The sequence below is a fragment of the Gemmobacter lanyuensis genome, from assembly GCF_014652355.1.
In the GTDB taxonomy this organism is placed as follows: domain Bacteria; phylum Pseudomonadota; class Alphaproteobacteria; order Rhodobacterales; family Rhodobacteraceae; genus Gemmobacter; species Gemmobacter lanyuensis.
The window spans coordinates 462,305-482,000 of the sequence record NZ_BMYQ01000001.1 but is presented as its reverse complement, the minus strand read 5'-3'; the positions used below and the strand labels follow the sequence as shown (position 1 = coordinate 482,000).

The window sequence follows — 19,696 nt, the reverse complement described above, 5'->3', positions numbered from 1 at the left end:
CTCGGCCCGAGGCAATCATGCGTTTTCGTTCCACCGTTTCGATGTTCCGCCCGCTGTCTGTCGCGCTGTGCGCACTGCTTGCCACGGGTCTTTGCTTCGAGGCGGGCGCGCAGGTCAGCCCTTACAGCCAGTCGGTCGCGATTGCGGCCGCCGATCAGGATGCAATCGCCACCTTCTACGCCGCGCGTGCCTACGCACCCGTCTGGACCGGCGCAGAAGATGCCGACCGCCGCGCCGCCCTGTTTGCGGCGCTCGCCCGCGCGGAAGATCATGGTCTGCCCGTACAGCGCTATGATGTGCAGGCCCTGGCCGCAGCCTTCCGCGCCGCCCGGACTGAGGGCGATCGCGGGCGGTTGGAGGTGCGGATGACCCGTGCCTATCTTGATTACGTCCATGACATTCATTCCGGCGTTCTGACCCCCGCGAAAATCGACCCCGGCATCGTGCGCGACGTGCCCAGAATCGACCCGGCCCTAGCCCTTTCGGTGCTGACCGGGGGGGATTTGGCCGCATATCTGGCAAGCATCGTGCCAACCGCCCCGGCCTATGCCCAATTGGTCAAGGCGCGGCTGCGGCTGATGGCGCAGATGGCGCGTGGCGGTTGGGGCCCCGAGGTACCGGGCGGGGAGATCTCGGCCCGGGCGACGGGCGCCGAGGTGGTGGCCCTGCGGGACCGGCTGGTCGCCATGGGCTATCTGCGGCAGACCGCGACGCGCGACTTTGACGATACGCTGCGCGCGGCCGTGCAGCGGTTTCAATCGGCCCACGGCCTTGAACCCGACGGGGTGGTGGATGAGGCGACGCTGGCCGAAATCAACGTGGCCCCGGAACAGCGGATGAAATCCATCCTTGTCGCGCTGGAGCGGGAACGCTGGATCAATATCGACCGTGGGCACCGCCATGTCTGGGTCAACCTCACCGATTTCACCGCCCGCATCATCGATGACGGCAAGGAAACCTTCGTGACCCGCTCGGTCATCGGGAAGAACGTTCCCGATCAGCGCAGCCCGGAATTTTCCGACGAGATGGAATATATGGTCGTGAACCCGAGCTGGTCTGTCCCGCGCTCGATCACCACCAAGGAATATCTGCCGCTGCTGAAAAAGAACCCAAATGCGGCCGGGCATCTGAAGATCGTGGACAGCAAAGGCCGCGTGATCGACCGCAGCGCCATCAATTTTGGCAAATACACCGCGGCGAATTTCCCGTTTTCGATGCGCCAGCCACCGTCGGATGGCAATGCACTGGGGTTGGTGAAGTTCATGTTCCCCAATCAGTGGAACATCTATCTGCATGATACGCCGTCGAAATCCCTGTTTGACCGTGAGGTGCGCGCCTTCAGCCATGGCTGTATCCGGCTCGCCCGTCCCATCGAATTCGGCCATGCGCTGCTGGCCGCACAAAGCGATGATCCCCAAGGCATGTTCCAGAAGGCGCTCGACAGCGGGCAGGAACAGGCGCTGAAGCTCGAGACGCATGTGCCGGTGCATCTGGTCTATTTCACTGCCTTTCCGGGCGCCAAGGGCGCCATGAATTATCGCCGTGACGTTTATGGCCGGGATGCGCTCATCTTTGACGCGTTGTTGGATGCCGGGGTAGTAACCGGCGGACATCAGGGCTAAATCGGGGGCAGGGTGTCCTGCCTGCCGGAGATTTGCCATGGCCCATACGATCCGCGACATTGCCACCGCCCTTGGGGCGCAGGCCGAAGGCGACCTTGATCTGCTGGTGTCGCGCGCGGCCGAGCCGCAGGCCGCGGGGCCGGGCGATCTGGCCCTGGCAATGGACCCGAAATATGCCGAAGGGCTGGCGCAGGGGCAGGCGCGTGTGGCGCTGCTTTGGCCGGGTGCCGATTGGCGCGCGTTGGGGCTTGAAGCCGCGATTTTCGCGCCACGATCGCGCCTTGCCATGGCGGGGCTCAGCCGGATGATGGACGCGGGCCCCGAGATCGCGCCCGGCATCCACCCCAGCGCCGTGATCGATCCCACCGCCCATATCGCCCCCGATGCAGCCATCGGCCCCTTCGTGGTGATCGGCGCGGGCGCCACGCTTGGCCCGCGTGCACGCATCGCCAGCCATGTCAGCATTGCCGAAGGCGCGACCCTCGGGTCGGATGCGATGATCCTGCAGGGCGCGCGGATCGGCGCGCGGGTGACCATCGGGGACCGCTTCATCTGTCAGCCCGGCGCTGTGATCGGGGCGGATGGATTCTCTTTCGTCACGCCTGAACGCAGCGGGGTTGAGGAAATCCGCGCAACCCTCGGACAGCGCGAGGAAATTCGTCAGCAAAGCTGGACGCGCATCCACAGCCTTGGCGCCGTGACCATCGGGGATGATGTCGAGGTGGGCGCCAATGCCTGCATCGATCGCGGCACCATTCGCGACACCGTGGTCGGATCTGGAACGAAGCTCGATAACCTCGTGCATCTGGGGCATAACGTGCAGGTCGGGCGCGATTGCCTGCTCTGCGGTCAGGTGGGCGTGGCCGGGTCGTCGCGCATTGGCGACCGGGTGGTGCTGGCGGGGCAATGCGGCGTCAGCGACAATATCTTCGTCGGCGATGACGTGATCGCAGGCGGGGCTACCAAGATTTTCACCAATGCGCCGGCAGGCCGGGTGCTACTGGGCTATCCTGCGGTGAAGATGGAGACGCAGGTCGAGATCAACAAGGCCCTGCGCCGCCTGCCGCGCCTTGCCGCGACGGTTGCGGAGCTTCAGAAAATTGTTTCAAAACTGTGAAATGACGCCAATATCTTCCCCGCAACAGGGGATCAGGAGGTGCCGATGACACAGACCGTGAAAGCCCGTGTGATTGAGATTCTGGCCGAACAGGCCGGAATGGATGTGACCGATATCCGCATGGAAGACACGCTTGAAGATCTGGGGCTCGACAGTCTCGGGCTGGTGGAAAGCATCTTTGCCATCGAAGAGGCCTTCGACATTTCCGTGCCGTTCAATGCCAATGAGCCGGGGAAATCCGAATTCGACATCTCCTCGGTCGCAGCCATCATCGCGGCGGTAGAGGGGCTGGTGTCGCGGAAAGCGGCATGAGGCGCGTCGTCATTACCGGGGCCGGCACGATCAGCGCGCTGGCCCATGATGTGAAGGGCACGCTTGCGGCCTTTCGGGAAGGGCGCTGCGGAATCGGGCCCTTGGACATCCGCGACCGCGACCGGCTGTCGATCCAGATCGGTGGGCAGGTGCAAGGGTGGAATCCCGACATTCACTTCAACCGGCAACAAATTGTTCTATATGATAAATTCACGCAGTTCACCCTGCTTGCCGCGCGCGAGGCGATCACCCAATCGGGGCTGAATTTCGATGGCCATCTGGGCTATGACAGTGGCGTCGTGCTGGGAACCGCCGCGGGCGGCGTGAATACCTGGGATGAAAACTACCGCACGGTCTATGAAGAGGGGAAGAACCGTGTTCACCCCTTCGTCGTGCCCAAGCTGATGAACAATGCTGCGGCCAGCCATGTCTCGATGGAGTTCAATCTGCGCGGCCCGGTCTTCACCGTCTCTACCGCCTGCGCGAGTTCCAACCACGCCATGGGGCAGGCCTTCCATATGGTGCGGTCGGGCATGTGCCGGGCGGTGGTGACGGGCGGGTCGGAATCGATGCTCTGCTTCGGTGGCATCAAGGCCTGGGAGGGGCTGCGCGTCATGTCGAAAGACGCCTGCCGTCCCTTCAGCCTGACCCGCAACGGCATGGTGCAGGGCGAGGGTGCGGCGATCTTCGTCTTTGAGGACTATGATCATGCCGCCCGCCGGGGCGCCGATATTCTGGCCGAGGTGGTGGGCTTTGCCATGACTTCGGACGCGGGCGATATTGTCATGCCATCGCAGCAGGGGGCGGCCCGGGCGATTGCCGGGGCGCTGCGTGATGGCGGGCTGAACCCCGAAGATGTGGGCTATATCAACGCCCATGGCACCGGCACGGCCGCAAATGACCGGACGGAATGTGCTGCGGTGGCGGATGTCTTCGGCCCCCATGCCGACCGGCTGATGATCTCTTCGACCAAGTCCATGCATGGGCATCTGATCGGCGGCACCGGCGCGGTCGAGCTTTTGGCCTGCATCATGGCGCTGCGCGATGGGGTGATCGCGCCCACCATCAGCTATGAAGAACCCGACCCGGAATGTGCGCTGGATGTGGTGCCCAACACCGCGCGCGAGGTTCGGGTGAAGGCGGTGCTGTCCAATGCCTTTGCCTTTGGCGGGCTGAATGCGGTGCTGGCCCTGCGGGCCGCGCCCTGAAACGAAAAACGCCGCATCCTGCGGGGATGCGGCGTTTACAGCGATTGTGGCAGGCGGATTACTGCGCCGGAACCGGCAGCGAGTCGTAACCCTTGGTAATCCCCTTGAGCGAGAGGTTCAGGATCACTTTCTGGTCCGGCGCGCGCGCCGGCACGAGCGAAAGCGTCGCCTTGGCGCCGGCCTTCAGCGCAGCCAGATCTTCGGCAGTGAAGCCCAGGCGGGCCACGCAGGCGATCTGATCGCACCAAGAATAGGGGTAGACGCGGGCCTTGTTGGCATCAACCTGCAGCACAAGGTTTTCGGTCAGCAGCGTTTCCAGCGGCACCGACACGGTCGCACCGGCCACGGCCTTTTGCCCGGCGGGCAGCGGGAACAGCGCCATCTCGGCCACCGAGGTGCCCTTTTCATCCTTCAGCAGCTGGTAGATCTGGCAGGGTTCTGCCTGACCTTCCTCGACACGGATGCAACGGGTTTCCCAAGCGTCATTCGTTTCCTTGACATAGACAGAGCCCGGGCCGTCCTTCGCAGGGGCCTCGGTGGCCGGAGCTTCAGCCGCAGGGGCGGCGGGTTGCGCGGTCTCCTGAGCAAAGGCAGCCCCCGCGAAACCAAGCGACAGGGTGAGAGCCAGAGCCTTGGTCGCGTTAATCATCGACATTGCGATCAGTCCTCAAATGATGATGGCGCCCTTTAGCATGGCCTTTTGGCGCTGTCAGGTCACAAAGCGCGGCGTCACGGACAGGGGGCTAAAACTTGCCAAGCCCAGATCGCAAAAGGAAAAAGGGCCGGAAAACCAGCCCTTTTTCTTGTCTTTTATTTGCTCCCTGTCGGACTGGCCGACTTCATTGAACGTGACGCTAAGACGACAGGGGCCACAGGTCAACAGATATTTCAAATCTGTTACCGCCAAAAAAACAGGCACTTTCGATGTTGCATTCGGACCGTGTGTGGGGCGGGCGGTCCGGCCCTCGCAAGCCGGGCGCGCCACAGGATCGACAGCCCGGCAAAAGGATGGTCATATTGTTTTGCGAAACTTCCGACCGGCTTCAGGGGGCAGGCGTGACCAGTAACCAGACAGGTATTTTTGTGGGCGGCGGCGGTGAAGGCTATGGGGTTCCCCAGCAGCTTTTGCTGAAATATGGCAATCGGCACGGGCTGATTGCAGGGGCCACGGGCACGGGAAAGACCGTGACGCTGCAGGTGATGGCCGAAGGCTTTTCGGCGGCGGGCGTGCCGGTTTTCCTGTCGGATGTGAAGGGCGATGTTGCGGGGATGGCGGCGGCGGGGTCGGCCAACGGCAAGCTGCACGACGCCTTTTCCAAACGCGCCGCGACCATCGGGCTTGATCTCGTCTATGACGCCTGCCCGGTCACCTTCTGGGATCTGTTCGGCGAACAAGGCCATCCGATCCGGGCAACCGTCTCGGAAATGGGGCCGCTGCTGCTGTCGCGGCTGCTGGAGCTGACCGAGGCGCAGGAAGGCGTGCTGAACGTGGCGTTCCGCCTTGCCGATGAAGAGGGGCTGCCGCTGCTGGATCTGAAAGATCTGCAAGCGATGCTTGTGTTTATCGGTGAAAATTCAGACGCGATCTCAACCCGCTACGGTCTGGTGGCGACCAGTTCCATCGGTGCGATCCAGCGTAGGCTTCTGGTGCTGGAAAATGAGGGCGGCGCGCGGCTGTTCGGGGAACCGGCGCTGCAGCTCTCGGATCTGATGCTGACGGATGATCGTGGGCGCGGGCGGGTCAATATCCTGGCGGCGGACCGTCTGATGCAATCCCCGCGGCTTTACGCAACCTTCCTGCTTTGGCTGCTGTCCGAGCTTTTCGAGGAACTGCCCGAGGTGGGCGACCCCGACAAGCCGCGGCTGGTCTTCTTCTTTGATGAGGCGCATCTTCTCTTCAATGATGCGCCCAAGGCCCTGGTGCAAAAGGTGGAACAGGTCGCGCGGCTGATCCGGTCGAAGGGCGTGGGGATCTATTTCATCACCCAAAATCCGCAAGACGTGCCCGAGACGATTCTGGGCCAGCTGGGCAACCGCGTGCAGCATGCGTTGCGCGCCTTCACTGCCAAGGATCAGCAGGCACTGAAACAGGCCGCGCAGACCTATCGGCCCAACCCGCGCTTTGCCACGGATGAGGCGATTCGGGATGTGGGGACGGGTGAGGCCGTGACGTCCTTCCTTGAGGCCAAAGGGGTGCCGGGCATCGTCGAACGCACGCTGATCCGGCCGCCGGCCTCGCAGGTGGGGCCACTGGACCCAGACGTGCGGGCGCAGATTATGGCGGGATCGCCGCTCCGGGGGAAATACGACCGGGTTGTTGACCGCGAATCGGCCTATGAGATTCTGCGCGCCCGCACCACTGCCGCCGAACACACGGACGGGCCTCAGACCCCATCCAGATCGCCGGAAATGCGGATCGAGGAAACCGAGCTGCGGGAATTCAACAAGGCGCGCCGTTACGATGGGGGCGCAGCCCGCACCACGCCGCGCGAGGGACCGAAGCCCGCCGCCCGCCGGAGTGACAGCGTGACCGATGCCTTCGCCAAAAGCTTTGCCCGACAGATCGGCAGCCGCACGGGGCAGGCGTTGGTCCGGGGCGTTCTGGGCACGCTCTTCGGCAAGAGGTAACGTCCCATCACAATTTAGGGCAGGGTCTGCCTAAAGGACGCCGCAATTCCTACGTGTATGGGGGCGGGGCTTGAGGGGCTTGCAGTCAGGCTGCACTCCCGTCTTGGGTTTTTATTGCACGAACGGCGGCACCATGACGATCACGGCACTGGAACAATATGCAATCGAACTGGTGAATCGGGCGCGGCTCGATCCGCTTGCCGAGGCACGGCGCTTCGGCTTTGATCTGAACGCGGGGCTCTCGCCCGGCACCATCGACGGCACGGCGCGTCAGGTGCTGGCACCGAATGAACTTCTGGCCGCGGCCGCCAACCGTCACGGTGAATGGATCGATTCGACCGACACCTTCAGCCATTACGAAGGCAGCGCGACCAACAGCTATTATGACCCGGGCGACCGCATGTCCATGGCGGGTTACAGCTTTGTCCGCAGCTGGTCGTGGGGGGAAAACATCGCCCTTGTTGATGTCGAAACCCGCAGCGCAGAGGACGCGATCACGGCGATGCACCGCAACTGGCTGTTCAGCGCCGCCCACCGGGCCGCGATGTTCCAGTCCGATTTCCGCGAACTTGGCTATGCCCAAGTGATGGGGCGCTACAGCGGCATGGATGTCTCGATCGGCGTGCAGAACTTTGCCCATAGCGGTACGGCGGCCTTTGTGACGGGCGTCGTCTATAACGACCGCAACGGCGATGCCTCCTATTCGGTGGGCGAGGGGCGGTCGGGCATTGGCCTGCGGATCCTCGACGGCGACAGCACCACCTCGGCCGAGGCGGGGGGCTATGCCCTCGGCGGCACGCTGGGCAGCACGGTTACGTTGCAGATCGGCTATGGCGCCGACCGGACGCTTCTGCGAACCTCGCTGGTCGATGGCAATGTGAAGGTCGATGTGGCCAATGGCAATCTGCTGCGGGTCGCGGGGGATGTGACGCTGCTCGATGGCTCGGCCATTTCGAATGTCACGGCGCTGGGGCGCAGCGAATCTGATCTCACGGGGAACGGCGCGGCGAATGTGCTGGTCGGCAGCGGCGCGCGCAATGTGCTGCGCGGCGAGGGCGGCAATGACGTGCTGCGCGGCGGTGCAGGCTGGGATCAGCTGCGCGGCGGCGCCGGGGCGGATGTGCTTGACGGCGGCGGCGGCAATGACCGGCTGAATGGTGGCGCCGGGAATGACCGTCTGATCGGTGGGGGCGGCGCGGATGGCTTCGTCCTGCAGACCGGAGGCGGCGCCGACCGGATCGTCGATTTCCGTCTGGCGCATGGCGACTGGCTTCAACTGGATGATGCGCTCTGGTCCGGCACGCTGACCGCCAGCCAAGTGGTGGGCCGCCATGCCGATATCGTATCGGGCGGGGTTCTCTTTGACTTTGGTGGTGGAGATCGGCTGTTCCTGCAGGATGTCACCACCCTGAACGGACTTGCCGCCGCCATCGACATCATCTGATCAGAGCGGGCGGATCTTCAGCTGGGTCAGCCGGTTTTCGCGGCGGGCTGCCACTTCGAACCGGAAGCCGTGGAAGCTGAAGACCTGCCCTTCATTCGGGATCATCTGGGCCTCGTGGATCACAAGGCCCGCGATGGTATTGGCCTCGTCATCGGGCAGTTGCCATTCCATCGCGCGGTTCAGGTCGCGGATCGTCATCGCGCCGTCGATGATGTAATCCCCGTTTGCGTCGGGGCGCAGGGTCGTATCCTTGCGGACAACATCGAATTCGTCGGTGATCTCGCCCACAATTTCCTCGAGGATATCTTCCAGCGTGATCAACCCCTGCAGCGCGCCATATTCATCGACGACCAGCGCGAAATGGGTGCGGCGCTTCAGAAACTCGCGCATCTGTTCATCCAGCGCGGTGGTTTCCGGCACAAAATAGGGCTTCATCGCCACTTTCATCAGGTCGAGGTCCGAAAGCTGCCCCTCGCCCCCGCGCAAGAGCCGTTCCACCTCGCGCAGCAGATCCTTGGCATGGATCACGCCGATGATGTTTTCCACATCGTCGCGATAAACCGGCAGGCGGGTGTGGGGCGATCCCAGCACCTGCGACAGGATCGCCTCGGCCGGGTGGTCTGCGTCGATCATCTCGATATGGCGGCGGTGTTTCATCACCTCTTCCACTGTGCGCTCGGCAAGGTCGAGCGCGCCGATCAGCCGGTCACGATCCTCTTTCTCCACCGCGCCTTCGCTATGGCCAAGCGCGATGGCGCCCAGAATTTCGTCCCGCATGGCCTGCATCCGCGCCTCGGGGTCGGTTTCCACCCCTGCGGCCCGCAAAAGCCGCGCGACCAGCCAGGGCAGGGTGCCCAGCACCAGAACGGGGCCGCGCATCACCGGGGCCAGACGCAGCGCAACACCCTCGGCCGCGGCGCTGGCCAGATAGCGCGGGAGCAGGTCGCCCAGAAAGGCGCAGGCGGCCATCACACCGAATGCCCATCCCATCTGTTCAGGCCAATCCGCGAGGATCATGGCCAAGGCCACCCCCAGCGCAAAGATCTGCCCCAGACGCAGGGCAGCGGCAGTGCGTTCGGGCGTGTCGGCCATTGCGAGCGCCCAGGTTGCCGCGCGGGCGCCGGGTCGTTCCGCCAGTGCCTTCAACCGAGCCCGCGCGGCTGTGCCGATTGCGGCATCGGTCGCAGCGCAGAGGGCTGCAAGCCCGATCAGTACCACCAGTGTGACAAGGGTGGTCAGGTCTGGTGCAGAGGGGGCAGGCAGCGGGGTCATGCGTCGTCGGTCTTTCGGGTGGCCAGCGGGTGATGGTCCAGCACAAGGGTTTTCAGGTGGTCATCCAGCACATGCGTATAGATTTCGGTCGTCGCCACATCGGCATGGCCCAGCAGCATCTGGATCACCCGCAGATCGGCGCCCCCTGCCAGAAGATGCGTGGCAAAGGCATGGCGCAGCGTGTGCGGTGTGACCTTGGCGGGGCTGACGCCTGCAAGCACGGCGATCTGCTTGATCAGCACATAGAAATGATGGCGCGTCAGATGCCCAGCGGCGCCGCGCGACGGAAACAGGAATTTTGACGCCGCGCGCCCGGCCTTGCGGTCCATCTCTTCCGCGCGGTCGCGGCGGGTCAGCCATTCGGCCACGGCCTCGCGCGCCGGGCCTGACAGGGGAACCATACGCTCTTTCCCACCCTTGCCGCGCACCATGATCATGCGCGGATCGCCCCGCACCGCCGCGACCGGTAGCTCGACCAGTTCCGAGACGCGCAGGCCCGTGGCATAAAGCAGCTCCACCAGCGCACGGTTGCGGCATTGATCATCAAGCGAGCGGCCCTTGTCCCGCGCGGCATCAAGCAGGCGGTCAACCTCTTCATGCGACAGCACCTTGGGCAGGCGCTGGTCCTGACCGGGGCCGCGCAGGCGCAGGGCGGGGTTGTCGTCGCGCCAGCCCTCTTCATGGGCAAAACGGTACATTTGCCGGATCGCCGACAGGCGCCGCGCGCGGGTGGCCTTTGACAGCCCCTCTCCCTCGCAGCTCACAAGATAATCCTCGACCGCCTGCCGGTCGGCGGTGGTGAAATCGACGCCGCGATGGGCGAGCCACCCCGCGAAATCCAGCAGGTCGCGGCCATAGGCCAGCCGCGTGTTGCGCGCGGCGTCCCGTTCGGCTGCCTGCGCATCCAGAAAGGCCGAAATCCAGCGTTGCATCTGCGTATCTGACATGGCGATCAGCCCCGCCGCTCCAGCAGCAGCAGTTCCAGCGCGGTCCGCCGGGCCACATCTTCAAGGCCCAGCTGCCGCAAAAGCGACAGCCCTTCGGCCACGCCGCGCGGATCGCCGGTGACGCCGCGCCCGACGGTATCAAGCGCCAGAAGCAGCGCCTCGCCCACGCGCCGTTCGGCCAGCAGCTGTTCCGCCTCTGGCGTAATCTTTGGCGCAAGGAAGGCGGGGGCAATGGCGCGCGACATGCTGTCGGGCGGCACGAGGCCATTGATCTTGCCGGTGGCAAGGCCGATCAGGAAGCTTTCGGTCACGTCAGGGGCAGGCTGGGCCAGGGCGCGGGCCTTGGCGGCCTTGTCATATTCGGGTGACAGAAGGGCGATGCGGAAGGCCAGCGTCGCAGCGTCACCCGTCAGCGCCAGGCGCTGCAAGGGGGCCGCATAGAGCGTTGCAAAGGGGATTTCGAGTTCGACCGAGGCCATCGCCGACCAGACTGGCGGCAGCGCCGCAGAGACGGCGGTGGCGTCCCCGGCGCTGAGCGCGCGGTCAAACGTCTGGAACAGGTCGACCCGGTCCCAGACCCCGCCCGAGGCGGCCGGGCTGCGTTCGGTATAAAGCCCCAGCAGCAGATTGGGGGTGATCGCCCCCACCCGCGCCAGCCGCTCTGCCGCCTCGATCTGCGCCTTCCACCCGGCTTGCGGACGCAGTTCGGCATGGGAAAAGGCAACGGGCAGGCCCAATGTCGGCAGGGGTTCGCCAATGGCTTCAAACATGCGCCAGACCAGCGGCGTCGGCACGCTGGGGGGAACCATCGGCTCGGCCCCATCTGCCAGATCGGGGTCGAGGAAGCGCGACAGAAGCTCATCCTCCTCTGGTGCGACCTGACCCAGTGCCTGCGCGCTGTGCAGCGTCAGCGCCGCCGCCTGCCAGTCGCCCGCACGGGCCAGACAGAAGATGCGCGCGGGCAGTGTGGGCGCCAGCTGGGGGGCCGCGGTCATCTCCTCGCAGGCGGCATCTTCGGTGCCGGTCAGCAGCGCGATGTCAAAGCGGCGGCGGAAGAGATCGGGCGTCGGCGGCCCGGCCAGCGCGGTCAAGGCCAGCGCCTGATCCAGCGCCCCCATCGCCAGAAGTTTGTCCACCCGTGCGAGCAGCAGCACCCCGCGACCGCCACTGTCAACGGGCGGCTCGGCCTCGGCCAGAAGCAGCGTCAACAGCAGACCCTGCAGGGCGGGCAGGGTGTCCGTGCGCTCCGCCGTCAGCATGCGCGCGATGTCTTCGGTCCGGGCAAGCCCCCAGAGCCGATGCGGCAATCCCGTCCGGGCCGCGGACAAGAGCCCCACACCATCGGGCGAAGGTTTGCCCAGCACCGATGTCGTCACCGCCCCAGGGGTGGCGCTGCGTGTCACCGGCGCCTCATTCGGCAGTTTCTGCGGCAAGGGCACCGATGAGGGCAAGACGCCCTGGTTCGGCGCGGTCGGTGCCGCCGGGGCGGGCACCTGCGTGCCTTTGGGCGTTGTCACCGATTCCGACAGCCAGTCGATGGCCGATAACGGACCTTCGGCCCGCAGCGGGCCGGGGCAGGTGGCCCCGATCACAGCCAGGGCAAACCACAGAGCCCGAGGCTCAGTTCGCATCCAGTGTCACCGGCTTGGTTACGGTGCCCTGGGGCGGGTCCATATCGCCCAGAAACGCATATCCCGTCAGCCCGGCAAACCCCAGCACCGCCAGCAACAGCAAAAGCCTGATGATCCGTCCCATGGGTGCCTGTCCTTCTGCGTCTGCCTGATTCTTGCCGCCCGCCCCGTGAATGCAGGGTCGAAGCGGAGCGGTGCGACGATTATATATGGCATTTGCCCCGACTTCACGCCATTCAGAGACAAAAGTTTGTGCCGGGCGCGGCAGGATTGCCGAAGCCCCGCCAAAGGGGGAAAGCGTGACGGAGCGGCTGAACAAGACGGTCGTGCTGGTGGGCATGATGGGGGCGGGCAAAACCGCCGTGGGAACGGCGCTGGCGCGCCTTCTGGGGGTGCCATTCCGGGATTCGGATGAAGAGATCGTGAAGGCGGCGCAACGCTCCATCGCGGAAATCTTTGAACGTGATGGCGAACCTTTCTTCCGCGCCCGCGAATCCGAGGTGCTGTCGCGGCTGGTGCGGGGGGAGCCTTGCGTGCTGTCCACCGGGGGCGGCGCCTTCCTGTCCGACAAGAACCGCGACATCATCCGCGGCACTGGCGTGTCGGTCTGGCTGCGCGCCGATCTAGATCTGCTGTGGCAGCGCGTCCGCCACAAGACGACCCGGCCGCTCTTGCGGACCGACAACCCGCGCGAAACCCTGCGGACGCTTTATGACGCGCGGGTGCCGCTTTATGCGCTGGCCGATCTGGCGGTGGATTCGGCCCCGGATCTGTCGATCGAGGATATGGCCCAACGCGTGATCGAGGCCCTGCGCGGCCGCGGCGATGTGCTGCTGAAGGATAGCTGACATGACGAAGATCGATGTGGTGCCCGTTTCGCTGGGTGAACGCTCCTACGAGGTGCGGATCGGCCGCGGGCTGATCGGCCGCGCGGGGTCCGAGATTGCCCCGCTGCTGCGGCGCAAGCGCGTGGCCATCGTCACGGATGAAACCGTTGCGCCGCTGCATCTGGCCGCGCTTGAGGCCGCGCTTGCCGCCGAGGGGATTGCGACCGTCAGCCTGGCCCTGCCTGCCGGGGAAAGCACCAAGGGTTGGCCGCAATTCGCCCGCTGCGTGGAATGGCTGCTGGAACAGAAGGTCGAACGCAAGGATGTGGTCGTGGCCTTCGGTGGCGGGGTCATCGGTGATCTGGTGGGCTTTGCTGCGGCCGTGCTGCGCCGGGGCGTGCGCTTCGTGCAGATCCCCACGACGCTTCTGGCTCAGGTGGACAGCTCCGTCGGCGGCAAGACCGGCATCAATACCGCCCAGGGCAAGAACCTTGTGGGCAGCTTCCATCAGCCTTCGCTTGTTCTGGCCGACATCGACGTTCTGGACAGCCTTCCCCCGCGCGATTTTCTGGCGGGCTATGGCGAGGTGGTGAAATACGGCCTTCTTGGCGATGCGGCCTTTTTCGACTGGCTCGAGGAGAACGGCCCCGATCTCGTCCGCGATCATGAGAAGCGGCAATATGCAGTGCGCCGCTCGGTCGAGATGAAAGCCGAGATCGTCGCACGGGATGAGACCGAAGAGGGCGACCGTGCGCTGTTGAACCTGGGCCATACCTTCTGTCATGCGCTGGAAAAGGCCACCGGCTATGGCGACCGTCTGCTGCATGGCGAGGGCGTTGCCATCGGCTGCGCGCTGGCCTTTGAGCTGAGCCAGCGGCTGGGTCTTTGTTCGCAAGAGGCGCCAAGTCGTGTGCGCGCCCATCTGCGCGCCATGGGCATGAAGGTGGATATCGCTGATATCGAAGGCGATCTGCCGGGGGCCGAGGCGCTGCTGGCGCTGATGGGGCAGGACAAGAAGGTGGTGGATGGGCGCTTGCGCTTTATCTTGGCGCGCGGAATCGGCGCCTCTTTTGTGACCGATCAGGTGCCGGGGGATGTGGTGCTGGCTCTCTTGCAAGAGGCGCTGGCCCAAAAGGCATAAGCGGGGAAAGGGTCGGGAAAGCGGCCCTTTTTTCTTGCCCTCGGCGTCTTTGACGGGGCTTAGAAATGCAAAAAGCGCCCCCATGGGGCGCTATGCGGATGTCATTGGCTGGGGCGCTAGGATTCGAACCTAGGTATGGCGGTACCAAAAACCGCTGCCTTACCACTTGGCGACGCCCCAACCGTGAGGCGGTATTTACCCAAGGCCGTTTCCCGGTGCAAGTAGAAAATTGCAAGAATTTGCATGGCCTTGCAGGGCGGCCTTAAAGCAAAAAGCCCGGGCGGGTGCCGGGCATCATCACGCGTATCGAAAGATTGGCTGGGGCGCTAGGATTCGAACCTAGGTATGGCGGTACCAAAAACCGCTGCCTTACCACTTGGCGACGCCCCAACCGTGCGGCGGTAATTAGCCAAGCCCGGCGATCAGCGCAAGAGGCAATTTCACGAAAATCGCAACTGGCCGTGCGGAGCCGGACCGGGTAGGGAAAGGCATGACACAGACAGATGTTGCGGTCCTTGGGGCAGGTGCGGCGGGCTTGATGGCCGCCATTGAGGCAGGGCGTCGCGGGCGCCGGGTGCTGGTGATCGACCACGCGAAAGCGGCGGGCGAAAAGATCCGCATTTCGGGTGGGGGGCGGTGCAATTTCACCAATCTCGACATCCGCGGCGAACGCTTCCTGTCGCAGAACCCGCGCTTCGCGCTGTCGGCCCTGAAGCGTTTTACGCAATGGGATTTTATCGCCCGCGTCGATGCGGCCGGCATCCGCTGGCATGAAAAGACGCTGGGGCAGTTGTTCTGCGACGGATCGGCCAAAGAAATCATCGCCATGCTGCTGTCCGATCTGGAAAAAGCCGGTGGAAACCTGTGGTTGCAGACCGAACTTGGTGCGGTGGAACGTCAGGGGCAGGGCTTCCGGATCGAAACCTCACGCGGTGTGGTCGAGGCGGAAAGCGTGATTATTGCGACCGGGGGCAAATCGATCCCCAAGATGGGCGCCACGGGGTACGGCTATCGTGTGGCGGAAAGCTTTGGCTTGCCGCTGGTCGAAACCCGTCCGGCGCTGGTGCCGCTGACGCTGGCCGAACAGGTGCTGGAGCCGATGAAGCCGCTGGCCGGCACCTCTGTGACCGGCCGGGCAAGTGTGGGCAAGACCGGGTTTGATGAGGCGATCCTCTTTACCCATCGCGGGCTTTCAGGCCCGGCGATCCTGCAGATTTCCAGCTATTGGCGCGAGGGCGAGACGCTGCGCCTGGATCTCGCAGGTGGGCAGGATGCCGCGCGGGTGCTGCGGGAGGCGCGGCAGGCCGCCGGGCGCGTGGCCTTGCGGACGGCGCTGGCGCAGATCCTGCCTGAAAAGCTCGCCCGGCATTTGGAGACGATCAGCGGATTGCAGGGCAATCTTGCCGATCAGTCGAATGCCGCGCTGGATCAGCTGGCCGGGCTGGTCCACGACCTGCCGATCACGCCGGTTGGCAGCGAAGGCTATCGCACCGCCGAGGTCACGCTTGGCGGCGTCAGTACCGAGGCGCTGGAGGCCCGGACCCTGCAGGCCAAGGCGGTACCCGGGCTTTTCTTCGTGGGTGAGGTCGTTGATGTGACCGGCTGGCTGGGGGGCTACAACTTTCAATGGGCCTGGTCCTCGGGTTGGGCGGCCGGTCAGGTGGCATGAATCTGATAATCATTATTATGTAATTAATGTGCCGTTCCTGATGGCCCCTCCGCAAGATTGCTTGCATTTCGCCCCGGGGTTCGGGCAAAGAACCCGCATCCCTGAACCAGAGGCCCCAGCATGACCTTCTCGCGCGCGATCAAGATTGCCCCGTCGATCCTTTCTGCGGATTTCGCCAATTTCGGCGCCGAATGTGAGGCGATCGAGGCCCAGGGCGCCGATTGGGTGCATGTCGATGTGATGGACGGGCATTTCGTGCCGAACCTGACATTCGGACCTGCGACCTGTGCCGCGATCCGCAAGCACATCAAGGGCGTGATGGATGTGCATCTGATGATTGCGCCGGTCGATCCCTATATCGATGCCTTCGCCCAGGCCGGTGCCGATGTTCTGACCGCCCATCTGGAGGCTGGACCCCATATTCACCGCACGCTGCAGGCCATTCGCGCCCATGGCATCAAGGCGGGTCTGGCGATCAACCCGGGCACGGGGATCGAGTCCGTGACCGAGCTTTTGGACATGGTCGATCTGATCTGTGTGATGACGGTGAACCCCGGCTTTGGCGGGCAGAAATTCATCACCTCGCAGGTGTCGAAGGTGCAGCGCCTGCGCCAGATGATCGGCGACCGTCCGATCCATATCGAGATTGATGGCGGCATCACGCCGGAAACCGCACCGCTGGTTGCGGCGGCCGGGGCCGATGTGCTGGTTGCGGGGTCTGGCGTGTTCAAGGGCGGTTCGGTCACGAACCCCGCCCCCTACGGCGAAAACATCCGGGCCATCCGCGCCGCCGCCGAGGCTGCACGCTGATCGGCCTCCCCTGCCCCAAACATATTCAATACTTGAAATGTGTAGGGGGCAGGGCTAAGTCTGGTTCAAGGGCCGCGGCTGTCGCGGTACGAAAGGACCAGCGATGCGCCGTCTGTTTCCGATTCTGGATTGGGGTCCGCAGTATGATCGGGCCGCTTTGGGGAATGATCTGCTGGCGGCGCTGATCGTCACGATCATGCTGATTCCGCAATCGCTCGCCTATGCCATGCTGGCGGGTCTGCCGCCCGAAGTCGGGCTTTATGCCTCGATCGCGCCCCTCGTGCTTTATGCGTTGTTTGGCACGTCACGCACGCTTGCCGTCGGGCCTGTTGCGGTGATCAGCCTGATGACCGCCGCTGCCATCGCGCCGCTGGTCGCCACGGGTATGGCCGATCAGCTAGGGGCCGCCGTGGCGCTGGCGGTGTTGTCGGGGCTGATCCTGCTCGCCATGGGCCTGTTGCGGCTGGGGTTCATCGCCAATTTCATCAGCCATCCGGTAATTTCAGGCTTCATCACGGCGTCTGGCTTGTTGATTGCGGCGGGGCAGTTTCCGGCGCTGGCGGGGCTGTCGGTGCGCGGGGAAACCCTGCCACACCTCATCGGGGCGATCTGGCAAAAGGCGCCGGAGGCGAGCCTCACCACCCTTGGCGTGGGCCTTCCTGTTCTGGCATTTCTCGTCTGGACGCGCAGCCATTTGCGCCCGCTGCTGCTGAAGGTGGGGGTGGCGCCGCGTCTTGCGGGCGTGCTGTCGCGGGCCGCGCCGGTGCTGGCGGTGGTGGCGACGACGCTGGCCAGCTGGGGCCTGCAGCTTGACCTGCCCGTGGTGGGCGACATCCCGCGCGGCCTGCCCCTGCCCACCCTGCCCCCCTTGGACCCCGCGCTTTGGCAAGCGATCCTGCTGCCGGCCGCGCTGATTTCGCTGGTGGGCTATGTCGAGACGATCTCGGTGGCCCAGACCCTTGCCGCCAAGCGCCGTCAGCGCATCGACCCGGATCAAGAACTGGTGGCCCTGGGCATTGCCAATCTCGGCGCCGGGTTTTCGGGTGGCTTTCCGGTGACGGGGGGCTTTGCGCGGTCGGTGGTGAATTTTGATGCGGGGGCGGAAACCCCGGCGGCCGGGGCCTTTACGGCGGCGGGTATGGCGCTGGCCACGCTGTTCCTGACGCCGCTGCTCTATCACCTGCCGAAGGCGACGCTGGCCGCCACCATCATCGTCGCGGTGCTGAGTCTTGTTGATCTGTCGGCCCTGCGTCGCGTGGCGCAGATCAGCCGCAGTGATTTTCTGGCCATGCTCGCCACGATCCTGCTGACGCTGATCGCGGGGGTCGAGGCCGGGATTTCCGCAGGCGTGATCCTGTCGATCCTCTTGCATCTCTGGCGCAGCTCGCGCCCGCATGTGGCGGTGGTGGGTCAGGTGCCGGGGACCGAACATTTCCGCAATGTCGCGCGGCATCATGTGATCACCGCGCCGGGCGTGCTGTCGCTGCGGATTGACGAGAGCCTTTATTTCCCCAACGCCCGGTTTCTTGAGGATCGGCTGCTTGCCGCCCTGGCCGAGGAACCCGGTCTGCGCCATGTGGTGCTGATCTGTGCGGCGGTCAATGCGATCGACACCTCGGCACTGGAAACGCTGGAGGCGCTGAATGCCCGGCTGCGTGATGGCGGTGTGACCCTGCATTTGTCCGAGGTGAAAGGCCCAGTCATGGATCGGCTGCTACGGTCGCACCTGCGGACAGAGCTTTCGGGGCAGGTCTTTCTGACCCATTACGACGCGATGATGGCACTGGCGCCCGAGGTCACGCGCGCCTGCCATGACGCCGCGCGTTGCGAAACCGCACGGGCGCGGGCCGCGCGCTGATCAGACGATGGCCCGTTCGCGGAAAGGCTTCCCTTCAAGCACGCGCTTGACCGAAAGGTCAGAAAGATCAAGGCTTTGCCAGCCGCCGGTCAGGATATGCTCGGCCAGACCGCGCCCGATGGCAGGTGCCTGCTGCAACCCGTGTCCGGAGAAGCCATTCATCAGGAACAGATTGGGCACAGCCGGGTGCGGCCCGAGAATGGCGTTCTGATCCAGCGTATTATAGGCATAATGCCCCACCCAGTGCCGCACGACCTTGACCGCATCAAAGCCCGGTGCGCGGTGGTAAAGCTGTTCCCAGATCACCTCCTCGAACAAATGAAGATCGGGCTCAAAGTCATCGGCAGCGCAAGGCCCATCGTCTTGCGGCACGGTCGCGGTGATCCATTGCCCCTGTTCCGGGCGCAGATAGAACCCGGCATCAATGAGCAGCGGGGCATCCGGGTGGCGGGCATTCGGCGCGTCGATGACAAAGACCGTGCGCTTGCGCGGCTCAACCGGCAGATCGATCCCGGCCCAGCGGCAAACTTCGGCCGCGCGGGTTCCGGCTGCATTGACCACGATATTGCAGGGCACATGGCCGCGCTGCTGCAACTGTACCCCCGTCACGCGCCCGCCTGCCATGACAAGCCCGGTGGCGGTGTCCTGCACGAAAACCGCCCCCTTTGCGCGGGCCGCGGTGCGAAAGCCGCCCAGCAACCCCATATTGTCGAACCAGCCCTCATCACGGGCGCCGAAAGACCCGGCAGCAAGGTCATCGACGTGCAGCCAGGGAAAGCGTGCCTGAAGGTCCGCCGGGGCCAGAACTTCGGTCGCGGCGCCATGGTCGCGCTGCATGGCGGCCACCTGTTCCAGCAAGGCCCGCCCCTCTGTCGTCTGTGTCAGGAACAGATAGCCATTTTCGCGCAGGCCAAGATCGGGAACGCCGCCCTGCCCGTCAAGACGCGCCGCAAAATTGCGGATGAAATCAATCCCGAAGCGCGAAATTTCAACATTCACCGCCGTGGTGAACTGTTGCCGGATGGAGGCAACCGAAAGCGCGGTCGAGGCGCGGGCGAAACTCGGATCGCGCTCGACGATCAGGACACGCAGCCGTGGCTCCATCTGCAACAGCCACCAGGCAACCGACGCCCCCATGACTGCGCCGCCCACCACGACAATATCATAACCGTCTGATTTAACCATTTTCTTCTTCCCGACACCGACTTCC

At 64.5% G+C, this 19,696-nt stretch carries 17 protein-coding genes and 2 tRNA genes; 11 read left to right on the top strand and 8 right to left on the bottom strand.

The window, feature by feature from the left end; all coding sequences use genetic code 11:
• The first annotated feature begins 17 nt into the window (after positions 1-17).
• Genes IE101_RS02340 through IE101_RS02325 form a run of 4 tightly spaced genes read left to right on the top strand, consistent with a single transcriptional unit; the run spans position 18 to position 4,259 of the window.
• Positions 18-1,622, top strand: coding sequence for a L,D-transpeptidase family protein (locus IE101_RS02340; RefSeq protein ID WP_229803995.1), 1,605 nt, complete (start codon positions 18-20; stop codon positions 1,620-1,622).
• A gap of 37 nt (positions 1,623-1,659) precedes the next feature.
• Positions 1,660-2,739 carry a UDP-3-O-(3-hydroxymyristoyl)glucosamine N-acyltransferase gene (gene lpxD, locus IE101_RS02335; RefSeq protein ID WP_189632173.1) on the top strand — a complete coding sequence of 360 codons (1,080 nt, stop codon included), beginning with the start codon at positions 1,660-1,662 and terminating at the stop codon, positions 2,737-2,739.
• 45 nt (positions 2,740-2,784) lie between these two features.
• Complete coding sequence (locus IE101_RS02330; protein ID WP_189632172.1) at positions 2,785-3,051, top strand: acyl carrier protein; 267 nt, start codon at positions 2,785-2,787, stop codon at positions 3,049-3,051.
• Positions 3,048-4,259 carry a beta-ketoacyl-[acyl-carrier-protein] synthase family protein gene (locus tag IE101_RS02325; protein WP_189632171.1) on the top strand — a complete coding sequence of 404 codons (1,212 nt, stop codon included), beginning with the start codon at positions 3,048-3,050 and terminating at the stop codon, positions 4,257-4,259. Before IE101_RS02330 ends, IE101_RS02325 begins: the two co-directional genes overlap by 4 nt.
• A gap of 58 nt (positions 4,260-4,317) precedes the next feature.
• On the opposite strand, the gene IE101_RS02320 is transcribed toward IE101_RS02325, so the two are convergent.
• Positions 4,318-4,914: an invasion associated locus B family protein gene (locus IE101_RS02320; RefSeq protein WP_189632170.1), complete on the bottom strand. Its 597-nt coding sequence runs from the start codon at positions 4,912-4,914 to the stop codon at positions 4,318-4,320.
• A gap of 353 nt (positions 4,915-5,267) precedes the next feature.
• On the opposite strand from IE101_RS02320, the gene IE101_RS02315 reads away from it, so the two are divergent.
• Together IE101_RS02315 and IE101_RS19990 are read left to right on the top strand one after the other, a co-directional pair.
• Entirely contained in the window at positions 5,268-6,887 is a 1,620-nt protein-coding gene (locus IE101_RS02315; protein ID WP_189632169.1) for a helicase HerA-like domain-containing protein, read from the top strand.
• Positions 6,888-7,020: 133 nt separating this feature from the next.
• Positions 7,021-8,331, top strand: a complete 1,311-nt coding sequence (locus IE101_RS19990; RefSeq protein WP_189632168.1) for a hypothetical protein — start codon at positions 7,021-7,023, stop codon at positions 8,329-8,331.
• On the opposite strand, the gene IE101_RS02305 is transcribed toward IE101_RS19990, so the two are convergent.
• Genes IE101_RS02305 through IE101_RS19985 form a run of 4 tightly spaced genes read right to left on the bottom strand, consistent with a single transcriptional unit; the run spans position 8,332 to position 12,305 of the window.
• Positions 8,332-9,603 (bottom strand): HlyC/CorC family transporter, encoded by a 1,272-nt coding sequence (locus IE101_RS02305; RefSeq protein ID WP_189632167.1) that lies wholly within the window; start codon positions 9,601-9,603, stop codon positions 8,332-8,334.
• Positions 9,600-10,550, bottom strand: coding sequence for a site-specific tyrosine recombinase XerD (locus IE101_RS02300; protein WP_189632166.1), 951 nt, complete (start codon positions 10,548-10,550; stop codon positions 9,600-9,602). The genes IE101_RS02305 and IE101_RS02300 overlap by 4 nt, the downstream gene beginning before the upstream one ends.
• Positions 10,551-10,555: 5 nt before the next feature.
• A complete protein-coding gene (locus IE101_RS02295; protein ID WP_229803994.1) occupies positions 10,556-12,181 on the bottom strand; it encodes a hypothetical protein in 1,626 nt (541 codons plus the stop codon).
• Positions 12,171-12,305, bottom strand: coding sequence for a hypothetical protein (locus tag IE101_RS19985; RefSeq protein ID WP_268247268.1), 135 nt, complete (start codon positions 12,303-12,305; stop codon positions 12,171-12,173). Before IE101_RS19985 ends, IE101_RS02295 begins: the two co-directional genes overlap by 11 nt.
• A 175-nt stretch (positions 12,306-12,480) precedes the next feature.
• On the opposite strand from IE101_RS19985, the gene IE101_RS02290 reads away from it, so the two are divergent.
• Together IE101_RS02290 and aroB are read left to right on the top strand one after the other, a co-directional pair.
• On the top strand, positions 12,481-13,029 hold the full coding sequence (locus IE101_RS02290; RefSeq protein WP_189632165.1) for a shikimate kinase: 549 nt from the start codon (positions 12,481-12,483) through the stop codon (positions 13,027-13,029).
• 1 nt (position 13,030) lies between these two features.
• Positions 13,031-14,149 carry a 3-dehydroquinate synthase gene (gene aroB / locus IE101_RS02285; protein ID WP_189632164.1) on the top strand — a complete coding sequence of 373 codons (1,119 nt, stop codon included), beginning with the start codon at positions 13,031-13,033 and terminating at the stop codon, positions 14,147-14,149.
• Positions 14,150-14,254: 105 nt separating this feature from the next.
• Here the strand turns inward: aroB and IE101_RS02280 are convergent.
• Positions 14,255-14,329: transfer RNA gene (locus IE101_RS02280), tRNA-Gln, on the bottom strand.
• A 135-nt stretch (positions 14,330-14,464) separates the two neighbouring features.
• Positions 14,465-14,539, bottom strand: a tRNA-Gln gene (locus tag IE101_RS02275).
• Positions 14,540-14,639: 100 nt separating this feature from the next.
• Here IE101_RS02275 and IE101_RS02270 point away from each other — a divergent pair.
• From IE101_RS02270 to IE101_RS02260, 3 genes are all read left to right on the top strand, one after another.
• Positions 14,640-15,818, top strand: a complete 1,179-nt coding sequence (locus tag IE101_RS02270; protein WP_189632163.1) for a BaiN/RdsA family NAD(P)/FAD-dependent oxidoreductase — start codon at positions 14,640-14,642, stop codon at positions 15,816-15,818.
• Between the two features lie 120 nt (positions 15,819-15,938).
• On the top strand, positions 15,939-16,628 hold the full coding sequence (gene rpe / locus IE101_RS02265; protein WP_189632162.1) for a ribulose-phosphate 3-epimerase: 690 nt from the start codon (positions 15,939-15,941) through the stop codon (positions 16,626-16,628).
• Positions 16,629-16,731: 103 nt separating this feature from the next.
• Positions 16,732-18,486, top strand: coding sequence for a SulP family inorganic anion transporter (locus tag IE101_RS02260; RefSeq protein WP_189632161.1), 1,755 nt, complete (start codon positions 16,732-16,734; stop codon positions 18,484-18,486).
• Here the strand turns inward: IE101_RS02260 and IE101_RS02255 are convergent, their stop codons facing one another.
• Positions 18,487-19,671 carry an NAD(P)/FAD-dependent oxidoreductase gene (locus IE101_RS02255; protein WP_189632160.1) on the bottom strand — a complete coding sequence of 395 codons (1,185 nt, stop codon included), beginning with the start codon at positions 19,669-19,671 and terminating at the stop codon, positions 18,487-18,489. It lies immediately after the preceding gene.
• Positions 19,672-19,696 lie beyond the last annotated feature (25 nt).